Annotated in this window: 18 protein-coding genes; 13 read left to right on the forward strand and 5 right to left on the reverse strand. The window is 69.5% G+C overall.

Annotated elements, in window-relative coordinates; all coding sequences use genetic code 11:
• Positions 1-166 precede the first annotated feature (166 nt).
• Positions 167-949, reverse strand: a complete 783-nt coding sequence (locus ACIQTT_RS12250; RefSeq protein WP_402790182.1) for a hypothetical protein — start codon at positions 947-949, stop codon at positions 167-169.
• A 107-nt stretch (positions 950-1,056) separates the two neighbouring features.
• Between ACIQTT_RS12250 and ACIQTT_RS12255 the strand changes: the two genes are divergently transcribed.
• Positions 1,057-1,626: a MarR family winged helix-turn-helix transcriptional regulator gene (locus ACIQTT_RS12255; RefSeq protein WP_402790185.1), complete on the forward strand. Its 570-nt coding sequence runs from the start codon at positions 1,057-1,059 to the stop codon at positions 1,624-1,626.
• A 14-nt stretch (positions 1,627-1,640) separates the two neighbouring features.
• On the opposite strand, the gene ACIQTT_RS12260 is transcribed toward ACIQTT_RS12255, so the two are convergent.
• The gene (locus ACIQTT_RS12260) at positions 1,641-3,047 is read right to left on the reverse strand and encodes an MFS transporter (protein ID WP_402790188.1); all 1,407 of its coding nucleotides are present in this window, start codon (positions 3,045-3,047) and stop codon (positions 1,641-1,643) included.
• 129 nt (positions 3,048-3,176) lie between these two features.
• Here ACIQTT_RS12260 and ACIQTT_RS12265 point away from each other — a divergent pair, with 129 nt between their 5' ends.
• A complete protein-coding gene (locus ACIQTT_RS12265; RefSeq protein WP_402790191.1) occupies positions 3,177-4,367 on the forward strand; it encodes an MFS transporter in 1,191 nt (396 codons plus the stop codon).
• 187 nt (positions 4,368-4,554) lie between these two features.
• Here the strand turns inward: ACIQTT_RS12265 and ACIQTT_RS12270 are convergent, their stop codons facing one another.
• Complete coding sequence (locus ACIQTT_RS12270; protein WP_402790194.1) at positions 4,555-5,469, reverse strand: helix-turn-helix domain-containing protein; 915 nt, start codon at positions 5,467-5,469, stop codon at positions 4,555-4,557.
• Positions 5,470-5,554: 85 nt separating this feature from the next.
• Between ACIQTT_RS12270 and ACIQTT_RS12275 the strand changes: the two genes are divergently transcribed.
• Positions 5,555-6,016, forward strand: coding sequence for a DUF3817 domain-containing protein (locus tag ACIQTT_RS12275; protein WP_402790197.1), 462 nt, complete (start codon positions 5,555-5,557; stop codon positions 6,014-6,016).
• A 15-nt stretch (positions 6,017-6,031) separates the two neighbouring features.
• On the opposite strand, the gene ACIQTT_RS12280 is transcribed toward ACIQTT_RS12275, so the two are convergent.
• Positions 6,032-6,697 (reverse strand): hypothetical protein, encoded by a 666-nt coding sequence (locus tag ACIQTT_RS12280; RefSeq protein ID WP_402790200.1) that lies wholly within the window; start codon positions 6,695-6,697, stop codon positions 6,032-6,034.
• A 58-nt stretch (positions 6,698-6,755) separates the two neighbouring features.
• The gene (locus ACIQTT_RS12285) at positions 6,756-7,682 is read right to left on the reverse strand and encodes an NAD(P)/FAD-dependent oxidoreductase (RefSeq protein ID WP_402790203.1); all 927 of its coding nucleotides are present in this window, start codon (positions 7,680-7,682) and stop codon (positions 6,756-6,758) included.
• Positions 7,683-7,985: 303 nt separating this feature from the next.
• On the opposite strand from ACIQTT_RS12285, the gene dnaK reads away from it, so the two are divergent.
• The 10 genes from dnaK to ACIQTT_RS12335 all read left to right on the forward strand — a co-directional run bounded on the left by dnaK (position 7,986) and on the right by ACIQTT_RS12335 (position 17,667).
• Positions 7,986-9,851 (forward strand): molecular chaperone DnaK, encoded by a 1,866-nt coding sequence (gene dnaK, locus ACIQTT_RS12290; RefSeq protein ID WP_402790206.1) that lies wholly within the window; start codon positions 7,986-7,988, stop codon positions 9,849-9,851.
• Positions 9,852-9,853: 2 nt separating this feature from the next.
• Positions 9,854-10,513: a nucleotide exchange factor GrpE gene (locus ACIQTT_RS12295; RefSeq protein WP_402790209.1), complete on the forward strand. Its 660-nt coding sequence runs from the start codon at positions 9,854-9,856 to the stop codon at positions 10,511-10,513.
• A gap of 7 nt (positions 10,514-10,520) precedes the next feature.
• Entirely contained in the window at positions 10,521-11,507 is a 987-nt protein-coding gene (locus ACIQTT_RS12300; RefSeq protein WP_402790212.1) for a DnaJ C-terminal domain-containing protein, read from the forward strand.
• A gap of 39 nt (positions 11,508-11,546) precedes the next feature.
• Positions 11,547-11,963, forward strand: a complete 417-nt coding sequence (locus ACIQTT_RS12305) for a heat shock protein transcriptional repressor HspR (protein WP_402790214.1) — start codon at positions 11,547-11,549, stop codon at positions 11,961-11,963.
• Between the two features lie 140 nt (positions 11,964-12,103).
• Positions 12,104-12,766: a GntR family transcriptional regulator gene (locus tag ACIQTT_RS12310; RefSeq protein ID WP_402790218.1), complete on the forward strand. Its 663-nt coding sequence runs from the start codon at positions 12,104-12,106 to the stop codon at positions 12,764-12,766.
• Positions 12,767-12,893: 127 nt separating this feature from the next.
• The gene (locus tag ACIQTT_RS12315; protein WP_402790221.1) at positions 12,894-13,862 is read left to right on the forward strand and encodes a tripartite tricarboxylate transporter substrate binding protein; all 969 of its coding nucleotides are present in this window, start codon (positions 12,894-12,896) and stop codon (positions 13,860-13,862) included.
• A 64-nt stretch (positions 13,863-13,926) separates the two neighbouring features.
• Positions 13,927-14,466, forward strand: coding sequence for a tripartite tricarboxylate transporter TctB family protein (locus ACIQTT_RS12320; RefSeq protein WP_402790224.1), 540 nt, complete (start codon positions 13,927-13,929; stop codon positions 14,464-14,466).
• Positions 14,463-16,118, forward strand: a complete 1,656-nt coding sequence (locus tag ACIQTT_RS12325; RefSeq protein ID WP_402790227.1) for a tripartite tricarboxylate transporter permease — start codon at positions 14,463-14,465, stop codon at positions 16,116-16,118. Before ACIQTT_RS12320 ends, ACIQTT_RS12325 begins: the two co-directional genes overlap by 4 nt.
• Positions 16,115-16,984 carry a dihydrodipicolinate synthase family protein gene (locus ACIQTT_RS12330; protein ID WP_402790230.1) on the forward strand — a complete coding sequence of 290 codons (870 nt, stop codon included), beginning with the start codon at positions 16,115-16,117 and terminating at the stop codon, positions 16,982-16,984. Before ACIQTT_RS12325 ends, ACIQTT_RS12330 begins: the two co-directional genes overlap by 4 nt.
• A gap of 239 nt (positions 16,985-17,223) precedes the next feature.
• On the forward strand, positions 17,224-17,667 hold the full coding sequence (locus ACIQTT_RS12335) for a DoxX family protein (RefSeq protein ID WP_402790233.1): 444 nt from the start codon (positions 17,224-17,226) through the stop codon (positions 17,665-17,667).
• Positions 17,668-17,840 lie beyond the last annotated feature (173 nt).

The raw sequence follows: 17,840 nt of genomic DNA on the forward strand, positions 1-17,840 counted from the left end.
TCATGAACGGGAAGCTGGCACTAACTCAGGACGGATGCCGGGAATCGGCGCCGTTTCGGCCGATTCGACGGGGGTGAGCGCCGTTTTTCCTGAGTTGGGTACAGGGGCACGACGAGAGAGGGGCGGATGCCGAAGCATCCGCCCCTCTCTCGTGGGGTGACTCGGGTCAGGCGTCGCGACCGCGGCTGAAGCCGGCGTCGAAACCGCGCTCGTAGGCGTGCTGCGCCAGGCGGGCGACGCGGTGCGGGCCGTGACCGCGGTCGTCACCGTGGGCGTGGGTGCCGTGACCGCGCTCGCCGCGCGCGCCGTGGCCGCAGTCCGCGTCGCGGCCGGAGCCGTGTCGGGGGCCGAAACCGTGACGGGGTCCGAAGTCGCGCTCGCCGTCGGCATCCGGTCCGAAGCCCTGACCGGGGCCGAAGCCGCGACCCGGGCCGAAGCCGGGACCGAAACCGTGACGGCGGCCGAAGCCGTGCCGCGGGCCGGCGTGCTTTCCGAAGCGTCCGCGCGGGCCGAAGCCGTGGCGGCGCGACCGGGGGAGAGGGGTCTCCTCGTCCCACCCGAAGGCGCGGGCGATCTTCTCGAGCGAGGCGAGGGTGGTGGCGAGCTCGTCTTCGGAGACGGCTCCCGTGACCTTCGCGCGGATGCCGTCGACGATCGCGCCGAGGCGTTCCTTCGCTGCGCGTCCGTCGTCGGTGAGTGTCCAGCCGTCGCCGTCGGCGATGACCCAGCCGCGCTCGACGAGGCGGTGCAGCTTGTGCTCGTTCAGGGGGCGTCGCGCCGGCATCGTGCCGTCGATGACGTTGAGGAGGCGCCAGTCGCGGCGACCGACCTCGTCACCCTCGCGGTCGAAAGCGGAGGCGAACTCGGCCGCCATGAGGCGGTCGACGGCCTTCAGCCAGTAGCCGAAGGGGCGGGTGGTGTTCTCGGGGTTCTGTTCAGAGGTGTTCATGGGATGCGTCCTTTTGCATGTCAGGGTGCACGTGTATGTCACTGTGCATGTACATGTAGTGTGACATGCGATATGAATGCATGTCAAGTCGCATGTAAAATCGATGCGTGAGCACCGAAGAGATCGACCCCGCCGAAGCGATCGCCCAGGCCCTGTCCCGTCTGCGCGGACGTCGGCCGGGTGACCGCGGCGATCGCGCAGACCGCGGCGGACCCCACGATCACGGTCACGGTGGCCCGCACGGCTGGCACGGCGGCCCGCACGGGAGCGACCGCGGCGGACCCTTCGGCCACGGACGCCCCGGCATGCCCCCGTGGATGGGGGATCCCTCCGGACGCCTCGGCGGACCCGCGCGCATGCGGATGCTCGAAGCCCTCGCCGCGGCATCCGCACCGCTCAGCGTGAGCGAGCTCGGCGCGGCGATCGGTGTCGACCAGCCGCGCGCCTCACGGCTGGTGCAGCAGGGCGTCGACCACGGGTTCCTACGGCGCGAAGCCGATCCCGATGACGCCCGCCGCACGCGCATCGCGCTCACCGACGAGGGACGCAGCCTCGCCCGCGGCGTGCGGGGCGAGCGGCGTCAGATGCTCAGTGGCGCGCTCGCCGCCTTCACCGACGAGGAGCGCACCGAGCTGGCCCGTCTTCTCAACAAGCTCGCCGACAACTGGCAGCGCTAACCCGGAGCGTCAGATCAGCGCGGCGCCTTCACCGGGAGCAGCAGCAGGAAGCCGATGATCAGCACGATCATGATGCCCAGGATGCCGAAGGCGGTCTGCGCCGTGAGCACGATGAGCAGCGTCCAGGCGCCCGAGGCCATCCAGCTCGCCGCGCGGCCGGTCGTCGCGTAGAGGCCGAAGATCTCGCCCTCGCGTCCGGCCGGGGTGACCCGGGCGAGGAACGAACGCGCGGCTGCCTGCGCCGGCCCGACGAACGCGCAGAGGATGAGTCCGCCGATCCAGAACACCATCGCCCCGCCGTCGCGCAGCAGGAAGACCGCGAGTCCGGCGACGATCATCGAGCCGATCGACACGAGGATGATGCGCTTGGGGCCGACGCGGTCGTCGAGGCGCCCGGCGAGGATCGTCGAGACCCCGGCGATGAGGTTCGCGGCGATGCCGAAGATGATGATGTCGTCGGTCTCGAACCGGAACACGGCGGTGCCGATGATCGCCCCGAAGGCGAACACCCCGCCGAGGCCGTCGCGGAAGACGGCGCTCGAGAGCAGGTACCAGAAGGTCGGGCGCGTCTCGGGGTCGCGGTAGAGACCCGCGACGTCCTTCACGAGCAGCACGTAGGAGCGGAAGAATCCGACCTTGCGCTCGGGGCGGCCGAGCGACGGCTCGGGCACGTTGAGGAAGATCGGGATGCTGAACACGATCGCCCACACCGCGCAGCCGACCGCGATCAGGCGGTAGACGAGACCGTTGTCGGTCGGCATCCCGAACCAGTCGACCGCGTTCAGCGCCACCACGATCGCGAGCGCGAGGATGCCGCCGAGATAGCCGAAGCCCCAGCCGAGACCCGAGATGCGGCCGACGTTCTTGGGGTTGGCGATGCCGATGAGCATCGCGTTGGAGTTGACCGCCGCGATCTCCTGGAAGACCGTCGCCGCCGAGATCAGTGCCACACCCAGCCAGAACAGGCTCGGCCTCGGCTCGACGAACCACAGCCCCAGCATGCACAGGATCAGGGCGCCGGTGCCGATGCCCAACCAGAGCTTCTGCCGCCCCGCGGCATCCGCTCGCTGGCCCAGCACGGGCGCGAGCAGCAGGATGCCGAACGCCGCGATCGTCGATCCCAGCCCGAGGCCCGAAGTCAGGTCGGCCTCGGCTGCCAGGCGCACCGGATCGTTCTCGTCGAGCGCCGCGATGTCGGCGGGCAGGAATCCCTCGCCCACGAGATAGAGGGCGGTGAAGACGAAGGTCAGGATGACGGTGTTGAAGGGCTGCGTCGCCCAATCCCACAGCGCCCACGAGAAGACCTGCTTCTTCGGGGCCGGCGTCTCGCCGCGCAGGTCGAGGCCGATGACGGCGACGGCGCCGCTGTTCGCCGTGGCGACCGGCTCGGGGACGCCGGGCGGGGGTTCAGGTGCGCTCATGAGTCGAAGTCTGGCCGCACCCGGTGAACGGGCGGTGACGGCGCGCCGTGCCGGAGGCCCCGGACGATCGGTCGGATGCCGTGGACGAGACGTCGGGCGCGCGGCATCCGTCTGCACCAGGCTGGAAGCATGACGATCACCTCTCCCGTGCCCACCACCGCATCCGCCCCGGCCGGACGGATGCGCTACGGCGGGCTGATCGTCGTCATGCTCATGAGCTTCCTGCTCGTGACGGCGGAGTTCCTGCCCAACGGCGTGCTCACCGAGATGGCCACCGCGCTCGGCGTGACGCCCGGGCAGGCCGGTCAGACCGTCACGGTCACCGCGCTCGTCGGGTTCATCGTCGCGCCGACCATCGGCCTCGTCTTCCCGCGCCTCGATCGCCGGTCGCTGCTGGTGTGGATGGCGCTCGCCGCCGCCGTCTCGAACCTCATCGTGGCGATCGCCCCGAATCTGATCATCGTGCTGCTCGCCCGGTTCCTTCTGGGCGCGGCGATCAGCGCCTTCTGGTCGATGTCGATCACGGTCGCCGCTCGCATCGCGGGGCCCGAGCGCCTCGGTCGTGCCGTGATGTTCACCGCCGCCGGCACCTCGCTCGCGACCGTCGCCGGTGTGCCGCTCGGCGTGATGCTCGCCGAGATCGTCGACTGGCGCACGGTGTTCGCGATCGCCGGCGTCGCCACCGGACTGCTTGCGATCGCCCTGCGCGCGCTGCTGCCCTCGGTGCCCGCGGCGCAGGCGTCGAGCATCCGTCTGCTGGTCGACACGATCCGTCAGCCGGGCATCGGGCTCGGCCTGATCGGTCACGTCTTCGTCGTTCTCGGTCACTTCCTCGCCTACACGTACGTGCGGCTCGCGCTCGAGCGCATCCCCGACGCGGATGCCACGACCATCGTCGTGCTGCTCGCGCTGTTCGGCGCCGGAGGCCTGATCGGCAACCTCGTCATCGGCTTCGTGATCGACAAGACCTTCGCGTTCTTCGCCGTGCTCGCGCCCGTAGTGATCGCGGTGTCGGTCGCCTCGATGCTGCTGCTGTCGGGCTCGGTCGTCGGGATCGCGGTCGTGGTGTTCGTGTGGGGCTTCTTCTTCGCCTCGTGGCTGATCGTCGTGAACACGTGGGTCGGGCATCGGATGCCGTCACGACTGGAAGCCGGCGGAAGCCTGGTGGTCGTCGGGTTCCAGGGGGCCATCATGATCGCGGCCGGACTCGGCGGATTCCTCGTCGACGGGGCCGGGGTCGAGGTCGCCTACGTGCTCGGCGCGGCGCTGCTGGTCGTCGGAGCCGTGCTCTTCGGGCTCTCGAACCGCGTGCGCGGCTGAGTCCGGTACGTCGTCGAGCCACGCACTTCGGTCGCCGTGCCACGCACTTCGGTCGCCGTGCCACGCACCTGGGTCGCCGTGCCACGCACCTGGGTCGCTGAGCCTGTCGAAGCGTCCCGCCCCGTGAGACCTGGGGCCCTTCGACAAGCTCAGGGACCCAGTTTCTGAAGCTGGGTCGCCGTGCGGGCTACGCCGAGACCGGCGTGCGGTGCGCCAGGCGCCACGACGACGGCGTCATGCCGGTGCGCCGGCGGAAGGCGCGGCTGAAGCCCTCGTCGGAGGCGTAGCCCAGCGCACGCGAGATGTCGGACACCGACTGCCCGGCGTCGAGCATCCGCTTGGCTTGATCGACGCGCACCTCCGTGACGTACTCGGCGGGCGAGCGGCCGATCGCGCTGCGGAACCGCTCCGCGAAGGCCGAGCGCGACATCGCACCGACGCTCGCGAGGCGCTCGACGGTCCAGTCGCGGCCGGGCTCGTCGTGGATCGCGTCGATCACGCGGTCGAGGAACGGATCGCTCGACACGTGCGGCCACCCGGCGGGCGCGCAGCCGTTCTCGGCCCACGCGCGGATCACCGAGAGGAAGACGGTGGTCGCCATGAGCTTGCAGATCACCGGATCGGTGCGCCGGAGCGGGAACTGCGTCGGGTCGACGAGTCCCATGCTCGCGGCGAGCGTCGCCGCCGCGGGTTCGAGGGCGTCGAAGCCGGTGACGGTCACGAGGTCGGGGAGCAGCAGGAGCAGCGGGGAGGCCGCGTCGGCGAGCTCGATGTCGAGCACGATGAGAGTGGTGTCGCCGTCGGCCTCGAGGGCGAACGGTGAGCCGCCGCGCGTGAGGAACGCATCGCCGGCGACCAGGAGATCGCGCGGCGCGCTGCGGTCGACGGACACCTCCTGCGAGGAACGATCGACGTCGAGACGGCATCCTGCCCTCAGCGGCGGATGCCCCGCCACCCCGCCCTCGGCGACGTAGACGAGCGTCATGGCGTCGGGGATCATCGGCAGCAGCTCGCCCGAGGAGATGGGGACGCGGCGGGCGAAGCCCACGCGGAGGTCGACGGTCGCGAGCACGCGCGCCAGAGCATCCGCATCCACAGTCATGCTTTCGGCAACGCGGCTGCGCCCGCCCTTATTCCGCTCATAGCCGCCGCCGATACTCTGGAACCACCCCCACCCGAGGAGTCCCGTGTTCCGTACGCCCGACCGCCTGTACCGAGTTCTTGCGATCGCGGAGGCGATCACCTGGACCCTGCTGATCGGGGCGATCATCGCCCGTGCCCTCGGCGCCCCGGGGATCGTGGTGACGATCGGCGGCGGCATCCACGGGTTCGTGTTCCTCGCCTACGGGGCGACGGCGCTGCTCGTCGCCATCAACCAGCGCTGGCACGTCGGGGTCGCGATCCTCGCCGTCGCGAGCGCCGTGGTGCCGTACGCGACGATCCCGATGGAGATCTGGCTGCACCGCACCGGGCGCCTCGCGGGAGCCTGGCGCCTCGAGGCCACCGACGACCCGCGCGACCGCCGCTGGTACGACCGCCTGATGCGCTGGTTCCTGCGTCGCCCGGTCGTGCTCGTGCTCCTGCTCGCCGTCGCGATCGTCGCCCTCTACGTGATCCTTCTGCTCGCCGGCCCTCCCGGCGGCAAGTGAGCGCGACCGCCCGCTTCAGGGCGTGACGACGACCGAGTTGGTATCGGCGATCTCGGCGAGGACCGCGGCGGGGTCGCCGGTCGTGCAGTCGACGATGACGTACAGACCGACGCCGACCTCGCTGAACGCACGAGCCGCCATGATCCAGGTGCGGCCGGTGTCCTGGCCGACGACCTGGCGATTCTCGACGTCGGTGTTGCCGCCGACCTGATAGCTGAACGCACCCGTCGTCGCGTTCGGCGTGATGTCGTCGGGGGATCCTCCGAGGACGGCGGCGATGACGGCGTCCGACGTGGCGCTGTCGTCACCTGCGACCTGCATGTCGGCGCCGATCGTGCCCTGCCAGAAGTGGGCGGTGCAGGCACCGTCGACCGTGGCGTAGCTCCAGTTGCCCTGCCCGTCGTCGGGTGAGGCCATCTCCCACCCCTCGTCGACGAGCAGTCCATCACCCCACTGGATGTAGGTGGTGGACGGCAGGGAGAGACCGTCGTCGAACGACATCGTGGTCGGGATGCCGTCGCCGGGCGCCGTGGTCGGCGAATCGTCCGGTGCGGGCGCGGTCGTGTCTTCGGCGGCGGGGACGTCGGCGGGGATCTGTGCGTAGATGCATCCGCTCAGCGGGAGGAGGGCCGCGGTTGCGATGACGGCGGCGGCGAGGCGGGGCAGGGGCATCCGGGGCATACCGTGAGCCTAATCACCCGCCTGTGGCGCGCACAGGGGCAGGACTGCCCATCCCGCGTCAGTGCGAGGTCGCGATCCCGAGTCCGTCGTGCACGATGACCGCCGCGACCCGCGCGCCCGCGCCCGCTGCCACGATCAACTGCTGAGGACCGGGCGCTGCGGCATCTCCGGCCGCGTATAGTCCCGCGACGTCGGTGCGCCCGGAGCGATCGGTGAGCAGGTGACCCGCGGCGTCGCGCGCCGGGTCGATGCCGTCGAGGAAGGGCAGCGCGGCATTCCATTCCGGGCGCACGAACCCGCCCTCGACCGCGACGGTGGTGCCGTCGGCGAGCCGCATGGCCTCGAGATGTCCTCGGTCGCCGACGAGCTCGACGATCGGATGCCGCTGCACCACCGCTCCGGCGGCGGCGAGCTCGGCCTCCTCCTGCGGGGTGACGATCGGCGCTCCGTTCGTGAACACCGTGAGGCTCTCGGTCCAGCGCGAGATCAGACGGGCGCGGTCGGCGAGATCCGCCGTCTCCCCGATCAGGGCGAGCGTGCGCCCCTGCAGCTCCCACGCATCGCAGGCGGCGCAGCTGAAGAGGCTCATGCCGTAGAAGCCGCGCAGGTTGGGCACCGCGGGGAGCGTCTCGCGCAGGCCGGTCGCGATCAGTACGGCCGGCGCGGATGCCGTGCCCGCGGGTTCGCGGCGCCCGATCTCGGCCGTGAACCCGGCATCCGTTCGCCGCAAGGAGACGACTCGCACCCGCGAGCGGATCTCGACGTTCGGATACGCCGCGAGCTCCTCGCGGGCGAGCCGGCGCAGCTCGTGGGGCGGTATGCCGTCACGCGTGAGGAATCCGTGCGAGGCGAGCGTGGCGGCGTTGCGCGGCCGATCGGCGTCGATCACCAGCACGCGGGCGAGGGAGCGGCCGAGGTTGAGGGCGGCGGAGAGTCCGGCGGGGCCGCCGCCGACGATGATCACGTCGTGCTCGGTGTGGGCCACAGCATCCTCCTGACCTGCGTTCTGACCTGCGTTCGTCGCGGACGCGATCTCGGATGGAATGCGGCCGCGCCGCCCGGGCGACGCCGCCGCGAGCCGTCGGGTAAGGCTCGCCTTACTTCCATCCTGCCATGCGACTCGGCCGGGGGCCCACATCACTCTCAGGGTCAAAGTTGAGCCTGTTCATATCAAGTTCATTTGACAGTCCTTCCCGGCCTCGGTTACAGTTGAGCCATCGCGACTCAGGTTTTCCTGATCGCCGCAGATTTCAGACCAACCATCGTCAGCAACACAAAGGAGAACAACATGGCACGTGCTGTGGGAATCGACCTCGGTACGACGAACTCCGTCGTCAGCGTCCTCGAGGGCGGCGAGCCGAAGGTCATCGCCAACGCCGAGGGCTTCCGCACCACCCCGTCGGTGGTCGCCTTCACCAAGGATGGCGAGGTGCTCGTCGGTGAGACCGCCAAGCGCCAGGCCGTCACGAACGTCGACCGCACCATCGCGTCGGTCAAGCGTCACATCGGAACCGACTGGACCTTCGACGTCGACGGCAAGAAGTGGACGCCGCAGGAGATCTCCGCGCGCATCCTCATGAAGCTCAAGCGCGACGCCGAGTCGTACCTGGGTGACACGGTGACCGACGCGGTCATCACCGTCCCCGCGTACTTCAACGACGCCGAGCGCCAGGCCACCAAGGAGGCCGGCGAGATCGCGGGCCTCAACGTCCTGCGCATCATCAACGAGCCCACCGCCGCGGCCCTCGCGTACGGCCTCGACAAGGGCAAGGAAGACGAGCTCATCCTGGTCTTCGACCTCGGTGGTGGAACGTTCGACGTCTCCCTGCTCGAAGTGGGCAAGGACGACGACTTCTCGACGATCCAGGTGCGCGCCACGGCCGGTGACAACCGCCTCGGTGGAGACGACTGGGACCAGCGCCTCGTCGACTACCTGATCTCGCAGTTCAAGTCCACGACCGGTGTCGACGTCTCGGGTGACAAGATCGCCCTGCAGCGCCTCAAGGAGGCTGCGGAGCAGGCGAAGAAGGAACTCTCGTCCTCGACGAGCACCTCGATCAACCTCCCGTACCTCTCGCTCACCGACTCGGGCCCCGTCTCGCTCAGCGAGACCATCACCCGCGCGAAGTTCGAGGACCTCACGAAGGACCTGCTAGACCGCACCAAGAAGCCCTTCGAGGACGTCATCCGCGAAGCCGGCATCAAGGTCGCCGACATCGACCACATCGTGCTCGTCGGTGGATCGACGCGTATGCCCGCCGTCGCCGAGCTCGTCAAGCGCGAGACCGGCAAGGAAGCGAACAAGGGCGTCAACCCGGACGAGGTCGTCGCCGTCGGCGCCGCTCTGCAGGCCGGTGTCCTGAAGGGCGAGCGCAAGGACGTCCTCCTCATCGACGTCACCCCGCTGAGCCTCGGCATCGAGACCAAGGGCGGCATGATGACGAAGCTCATCGACCGCAACACCGCGATCCCGACCAAGCGCAGCGAGACCTTCACCACGGCCGACGACAACCAGCCGTCCGTCGCGATCCAGGTCTTCCAGGGCGAGCGCGAGTTCACCCGCGACAACAAGCCGCTCGGAACGTTCGAGCTCACCGGAATCGCCCCGGCGCCCCGCGGCATCCCGCAGGTCGAGGTGACCTTCGACATCGACGCCAACGGCATCGTGCACGTGTCCGCCAAGGACAAGGGCACGGGCAAGGAGCAGTCGATGACGATCACCGGTGGCTCGTCGCTGTCGAAGGACGACATCGAGCGCATGGTGCGCGAGGCCGAGGAGAACGCTGCGGAGGACAAGAAGCGCCGTGAGGCCGCCGAGGTCCGCAACCAGGCCGAGACCCTCGCGTACTCGATCGACAAGCTGATCAAGGACAACGAGGACAAGCTCCCCGCCGACGTCAAGGAGTCGGTCCAGGCCGACGTCGACGCCCTCAAGACGGCTCTCGCCGGCGAGGACGACGACGCCGTGAAGACCGCATTCGACAAGCTCAACGAGTCGCAGACGAAGCTGGGCGAGGCGATCTACGCGCAGTCCCAGGCGGATGCCGCGGCCGGTGCAGCTCCCGAAGGTGACGCCCCCGCGGGTGACGCTTCCTCCTCCGAGGAAGACGTCATCGACGCCGAGGTCGTCGACGACGAGGACGAGAAGAAGTAATCATGACGGACAAGAACTTCGACGACAACGCCGGGGTTCCGGAAGAGGGGTCGGCCGCGAATGCGGCCGGCCCCCAGCCGCAGAACCCCGATTCCACCGAGGCCGCAGCGGCCGAGGGCTCGGACGAGACGCCGGTCGACGCGATGGATTCGGTTCCTGAGCCTGTCGAAGGGCTCACGGTCGACGACATCCTCGGCGCGACGCAGACCGGCGAGGCCGCGGCGGAGGACGCCGTGCTCGCCGACCTCGAGTCGACGCTGCTCAACGACCTCAAGCGCTTGCAGGCCGAGTACGCGAACTACCGTCGCCGTACCGAGGAGTCGCGTCAGGTCGAGATCGAGCGCGCGAAGGGTGAAGCCGTCAAGGGTCTGATCCCGGTGCTCGACGATCTCGATCGCGCCAGCCAGCACGGCGACCTCGTCGACGGCACTCCGTTCGCCGTGATCGCCGAGAAGGTGCGCGCGGTCGTGGAGCGCCTCGGTGTCGTCTCGTACGGCGAGAAGGGCGAGGAGTTCGACCCGCAGCGCCACGAGGCCATCTTCCAGCAGCCGACGCCCGGCGTCGACAAGACCACGGTGCTCGAGGTCGTCGAGGTGGGTTACCGCCTCGGAGACGTCGAGCTGCGTCCCGCGAAGGTCGTCGTCGCCGTCCCTGCGGAGTAGGTGACGGATGGCTAGCCAGGATTGGTTCGACAAGGACTTCTACAAGACCCTCGGGGTCGCCAAGGATGTCAGCGAGGCCGACCTCAAGAAGGCGTACCGCAAGCTGGCCCGGAAGTACCACCCGGACTCCAACCAGGGTGACGCCAAGGCAGAGGCGACCTTCAAGGAGATCAGCGAGGCCTACTCGGTTCTCTCGGATGCCGAGCAGCGCAAGGAGTACGACGAGATCCGCGCCATGGGCTCGGGCGCCCGCTTCACGGCGGGTGGCTCGGGCGCCGGCGGATTCGAAGACGTCTTCAGCCGCTTCGGCCAGGGAGGTCGCGGGCAGTCCGCCGACTTCGAGGACATCTTCGCGATGTTCAACCAGGGTCAGGGCGGGGGAGGCTTCGGCAACGGGCGCTTCGGGCAGACGAGCGGCGGATTCCGCGGCTTCGGCGGCCCGCAGCGCGGTGCCGACGTCACCGCCCGCACGACTCTCGACTTCGTCACCGCCGTGCAGGGAGAGACGATCTCCCTGCAGGGCGACGACGGCAAGCCGTTCAAGGTGAAGATCCCGGCCGGGGTCGCCGACGGGCAGAAGATCCGTCTGCGTGGCCGAGGTCGACCCTCGCCGGACGGAGGCGAGAGCGGTGACATCGTGGTGCAGATCACGGTGCGCCCGCACCCCGTCTTCACCCGCGACGGTCTCAACCTGCGCGTCGTCGTGCCGGTCACCTTCACCGAGGCGACGCTCGGCGCGACCATCGAGGTCCCCACGCTGAGCGGAGACGTCGTCAAGCTCCGGGTCGCCCCCGGCACCCCCTCCGGGCGGGTGCTGCGGGTCAAGGGCCGCGGCGTCACGACAGGCAAGGGCACCGGCGATCTGCTCGCCGAACTGCAGGTGGCCGTGCCGACGCACCTCGACGAGGCGGCGCGCGAGGCGCTCGAGAAGTTCCAGGCCCTGGAGCCGACCGAGAACCCCCGCGCCGAGCTCATGGCGAAGGCGCGGCGATGACGAGCATCCGCTCTTCGTGCGCGAGGACGGGGGTGTCGGATGGACGCTGACACCCCGGTCTTCGCGATCGCCGTCGCGGCCGAGCTCGCGGGCATGCACCCGCAGACGCTGCGCCAGTACGACCGCATCGGCCTGGTCACCCCCGGCCGCACGCGCGGCGGTTCTCGCCGGTACTCGCATCGCGACATCGAGCAGCTCCGTGAGGTCGCCCAGCTGTCGTCCGAGGGGATGAGCCTGCCGGCGATCGCCCGACTGCTCGACCTCGAGGACGAGAATCGGATGCTCCGCCGACGGGTCACCGAACTCGAGGCGTCTCTCCGCGCCGAACGCGAGAACCGCCCCGGCGTGCGCGTGTTCGCCGCCGGTTCCGCCGGTGTGGTGCCGATGCCCTCGGGCCGCCGCATCCGCCGGTCCACCGAAGTGGTGCTCTGGAACCCGCGCGAGAACCGCGGCTGAGCTTCTCGGCGTGGGGCCCCTCGACAGGCTCAGGGACCCAGTCGTGCGTCACCGCCCTGGGTCGCTGAGCCTGTCGAAGCGTCGCAGGGCCCGCACCGCATCCACCTGTGTATCCTGTCAACTGTTAACAGGAGGTCGGCGTGACACAGATCGTCAAGCGGGCGGAGTCGCTCGGGGCCCAGGTCGCGCGTGTGCTGCGACAGCGCATCGTGCGCGGAGATCTCGCGCCCGGCACTCGCATCACCGAAGAGGCGCTCGCCGAGGAGTTCGACGTGAGCCGCGGTCCGATCCGCGACGCGCTCACGCAGCTCAGCTTCGAGAACCTCGTCGAGGTGCAGCGTCCGCGCGGCGTCTACATCGTAGGGCTCACGAAAGACGACGTCGACCAGCTCTACAGCCTGCGCGGCGCACTCGAACAGCTCGCCCTCTCGCGAGCGATGCGCGTCGACGACGCCTCGCGGTGGGCGCCGATGGCGGCGGCGGTCGGGCGCATGGGCGCGGCCGCGGATGCCGGTGATCACGCAGCTTTCGTGGCGGCCGACCTCGACTTCCACTCCCAGATCTACGCGCTCGCCGACCACCCGCGGCTCGAGGGGGCGTGGAGTCAGTACCTCCCGACCTTCGCCGCGCTGCTCGAGGTCACGATCAACCACGACGAAGACCTGCACGAGTCCTCGGGCGACCACTTCACGCTCATGGACGTCATGCGCACCGGCACCCCCGACGAGGCATCCGCTGTTCTGGCAGCCCATCTCGACGGCGCCCGTGACCGGATGCTCGCCGAGATCTCCGACCGCGTCTGAGCCGCGGCATCCGTTGTTCCCGACGGGCGCGGGAGCCCGATCCTCGCGCCCAGTGTTGACTGTTAACAGTCAACACTGTTAGCCTCACGGTGTCGACAACACGGTCGACCCACGTAGAGGAGCAAAGATGCCCCGCAAGCGCATCACCCGGGCGGCCGCCGCACTCGCCGCCCTCGCAGCCACCGCTCTCGTCGTCTCGGCCTGCACCAAGGTCGAAGAGGGCGAAGATGCCGCGTCGGCATTCCCCGAGAAGGACATCCGCCTGATCATCCAGGCCAACCCGGGCGGTGGATCCGACCTGTCGTCGCGCGCCCTCGCGACCGAGCTCGAGAAGATCCTCGGCGTCAGCGTCATCCCCGAGAACATGCCCGGCGCAGCCGGCGCCCTGGCCATGGAGTACGTCGGTTCGCAGGACGCCGACGGCTACGTGATCGGCTTCGCTCCGGTCGAGATCGCCATGCTCAACACCACGCAGGGCGCCAACGTGCTGCCCGAGGACTTCGACCTGCTCGGCCAGATCATGCTCGCCCCCGGCGTCATCACGGTCGGCGCGAACAGCGGCATCGAGACCCTCGAAGACCTCGTCGCCCAGGCGCAGGCCGGCCCCGTCACCGTCGCCAACTCCGGCGCCGGCTCGATCTGGGAGGCCGCGACCGTCGGCCTCGGCTCCGCGACCGACGCCGACTTCACCCCCGTCCCGTACGACGGCGGCGCGACCGCCGTCGCTGCCGCGGCATCCGGTGAGACCGTCGCCGCCGTCTCCGGACTCGGCGAGGCGCTCGCGCAGGGCGATGCCGTGCGCATCCTCGCCGTCATGAACGACGAGCGCCACCCCGACGCCGAAGACGTCGAGACGGTCGAAGAGGCCATCGGCGACGACGTCGTGTTCGGTGGCTGGGGCGGCATCTACGCGCCGAAGGGTCTGCCCGACGATGTGAAGGAGACGCTCGAGGCCGCCGTCAAGGAGGCCGTCGAGTCCGACACCTACCAGCAGTTCCAGGCGGATGCCGGCAACCTCGTCGTCTACCGTGACTCGGCCGAGTGGACGACGTACGTCGACGACCAGTTCACGCTGTTCCAGGACCTCCTGGGCTGAGAGCACTCCTGCGGGGCCGGCGTCCGTCGGCCCCGCAGCGCACCCCTCCAACGAAGGAGAACCCATGTCGACCCCCGACATCGCCGCCGACGCGGCATCCGAGGACGAGTACGAGGGCGCACCCGCCTCGCGGGGCCTCGAGATCGCGTTCGGCGTCGTCGCCCTCGCCTTCACCGCGGGCTACCTCTTCCTCTCCACGCAGATCCCGCTGCGCCGCGAGGCCGCCCCCGGGCAGATCGACGCCCGCTTCTGGCCCCTCGTCATCGGCGTCACGGGCGTGGTCGTCGCGATCGCGATCCTCGCCATCGCCCTCACCCGCCCGGCGCCCACCCGCGAAGACCTCGAGCGCATCCAGCCCGGCGGCTACCTGCGCGTCATCGCCACGCTCGCGATCACCGGCGCGTTCATCGCCCTCTGGTCGCTCGGCACGGTCATCCTGTTCGGCTACCGCATCGAGGTGTTCCCGGTCGCGGCCGCCGTGCTGATGGCCGCCCTCATGCTCCTCTACGGCCACCGCCGCTGGCTGAGCCTCGTCATCTACTCCGCCTCCGTCACGGCGTTCGTCTACGTCGTGTTCGGGATGCTCCTGAGGATTCCCCTGTGAACGCGCTCATGGAGGGGCTGAACTCGCTCCTCGACATCTCGATCCTGCTCTACATGCTCGTCGGCCTCGTGCTCGGCTTCATGGTCGGAGCCTTCCCCGGCATCACCGCGACCATGGCGGTCGCCCTCGCCGCCGGCTTCACGATGACCCTCGAGCCCGTGCAGGGCCTCGCCGTGCTGCTCACGATCTACGTCGCCGCGAACTTCGGCGACCGGGTGCCGTCGATCCTCATCAACACCCCCGGTACCCCGGCATCCATCGCCACCACCCTCGACGGGTATCCGATGGCGAAGCAGGGCAGGGCCGGACTCGCGCTCACGATCTCGGCGATCGTCTCGGCCGTCGGCATCCTCGCCTCGCTCGTGCTGTTCTCGGTCGCCGCCGTGCCGATCGCCAGCTTCGCCCGTGACTACTTCAAGTCGCCCGAGCTGTTCGCCCTCGTGGTCTTCGGCATCTCGATCATGATCGGCATCTCATCGAAGTCGATGCTCAAGGGCATCCTCGCGGGTCTGTTCGGTCTCATGCTCGGCAGCGTCGGCACGTACGCCGCGACCGCCGATCAGCGCTTCACCTTCGGGGTGCTCGAACTCGTCGAGGGCGTCAACTTCATCGCCGTCATCATCGGCCTCTTCGGCATCGCCGAACTGTTCGACCAGCTGCTCACGCACAAGAAGTCGAACGTGCGCCCCATCTCGAGCCTCGGCCGCTGGTGGCCCAACCGCTCGGAGCTCACGCAGTCCGGTCGCGCGACCGCGGTCGGCGGTGCCGTCGGCCTCGGCGTCGGGCTCATCCCGGCTGCCGGTGGCGACATCGCCGGCCTCATCGGATGGGAGCGGGCGCGCAAGGCGTCGAAGCACCCCGAGATGTTCGGCAAGGGCTCGATCGAGGGCGTCGCGGCATCCGACACCGCCTCCAGCGCGACGCTCGGCGGATCGCTCACGACCACGATGGCGCTCGGCATCCCCGGCGACTCCGTGATGGCGGTGATGATCGGCTCGATGATCATCTGGGGCATCACCCCCGGCCCGACGCTGTTCACCAACCGCCCCGACCTCGTCGTGTCGATCGTCGGCATCATGCTCGTCGCCACGATCCTCTCGCTCGTGCTCAGCCTCATCCGCATGAAGGGCATGGTGAAGCTGCTCGACGTGCCGCAGCCGTACCTGTGGAGCGGCATCCTGATCTTCTGCATCATCGGCACCTACGCGACCTCGAACAGCCTGTCGACCGTCGTCACGATGCTCGTGTTCGGCGTGGTGGGCGTGCTGCTCAAGCGCATGCAGGTGCCGGCCGGGCCCGTCGTGCTCGGCCTGCTCCTCGGCCCGCTCGCCGAGGAGAACCTCGCCCGCACCCTCGCGATCCTCCCGACGCGCCCGTTCTTCGAGGTCGTCAGCCCGATCGCGATCGTGCTGCTCGCCCTCGCCGTGCTCTCGATCGTGATGCCCGCGATCCGTGCGGCCCGCAAGCCGCGCGCCGAGCGCACCTCGCTCGAGGACTCGATCCTCGACGAGGAGAGCCGCCGGCAGATCGAGAAGGCGCACGACGAACTCGCCGCCAACCCCGACCTGCTCACGTCCACCGTGCGCAACGTCGACACATCCCCCCGCGCGCTGCGCAAGGCGCGCAAGAACTCCAAGGAGAACGAGAAGTGACCCGCTACGACATCCTGACCGCCGTCCCCACCGCGTTCCACCGCGACGGCAGCCTCGACCTGGAGGGGTCGCGCGCGATCTTCCGCTTCGTCGGGCAGTCGGGCAACGAGGGCGCGTTCATCCTGGGCACGACGGGGGAGTTCCCCGCGGTCGACGTCGAGGAGTTCCGCTCCCTCGTCGGCGCGGCGATCGCCGAGCTCGCCGGCACCATGCGCGTGATCGTGCACGTCGGCCAGCCCAGCACCTTCGAGGCCGTGCGTCTGGTCGAGATCGCCCGCGGGCTCGGCGCCACCGAGTTCGCCGCCCTCACGCCGTACTACCTGAAGTCGACCGACGACGCGATCTTCGACTACTTCCAGGCCGTGTCGGATGCCGTGGGCGACGGACGCCTGTACGTCTACATCTACCCGGCGCGCAGCGGCAACACGGTCTCGCCCGAACTGCTCGTGCGCCTCGCCGAGCTGCCGAACGTGGTCGGGGCGAAGCTCAGCGAGCTGTCGCTCGACGAGATCGCCGCGTACCGCGCGGTAGTGCCCGCCGATTTCGACCTGTACACGGGAGCCGACCGCGACCTGATCGCCGCCGTCGGTGCCGGGGCGCAGGGCGTCGTCTCGGGCGTCTCGTCGGTGACGCCGAAGCCGTTCCGCGCCCTGGCGGATGCCGGTCGCTCGGGTGACGCGGGAGCGATCGCCGCCGCCCAGACCGCCGTCGACGACGTGGTGTCCCTCATCGGCGGCGACATGGCGCGCATGAAGGAGGCGTACCGCGTGCTCGACGTGGTCGACGCGTACTGCCGCATGGCGATCGCGGAGCCGACCGAGGCCGAGCGCACCGCCGTCGCCGAGGTGGTCGCCGCGCACCGCTGAGGTTTCTCGGTTCGGGACGCTTCGACAGGCTCAGCGACCCAGTGGGGTGGCCTCACCACTGCGTCCCTGAGCCTGTCAAGGGGCCCTGCCGTATGGGCCTGAGGAATTGGGTCCCTGAGCCTTGCCTGCGGGCCCCGCCCACAGGAAACCGAAAGGTGGCCTTCCTAGCGTCGAAGACGGGTGCCCCCGCCCGCTCCGCGCCTGGCGCGCGGTGTCCTGCCACGAAGGAAGGCCTCCTCATGACGAACACCACCGCCCACAATTCCGCCGCGACCGCATGGGGACTCCTCGTCCTCCGCGTCGTCGTCGGCGGCATCTTCTTCGCCCACGGTGCGCAGAAGATCTTCGAGTACACGCTCGCCGGAACCACACAGAGCTTCGCCGGGATGGGCGTGCCGCTGCCCGAGATCGCGGCCCCCTTCGTCGCCTTCCTCGAGCTGATCGGCGGGGCAATGCTCGTGCTCGGTCTCTTCACGCGCCTCGCCGGCATCCTGCTGGCCGTCGACATGGTGGTGGCGCTCTTGCTCGTGCACTTGCCCTCGGGCTTCTGGGTCGGCGAGGGCGGGTACGAGTTCGTCGCCCTGCTCGGAGCCGCAGCGCTGGCGATCGCCTTCACGGGTGCCGGACGCTTCTCGGTCGACCGTGGAGTCCTCCGCGGACGTGCCCCGGCCTGGCTCGCCTGAGTTCGGAAATGACGGATGCCGCGGGGCTCAGCCTCGCGGCATCCGTCATTTCCGGAGGTTCTTTCTCATGCCGAGGTTGCGTAACCATTTGGTGCTTGACAGAGTGAAGACTACGAAGTTATCTTTATGAAACCGATTTCACACACACCCGGGTGAGAAGTCGGCTGCATCGT

Origin of the sequence: Microbacterium sp. NPDC090225, assembly GCF_044772365.1 — a bacterium.
Lineage (GTDB): Bacteria > Actinomycetota > Actinomycetes > Actinomycetales > Microbacteriaceae > Microbacterium.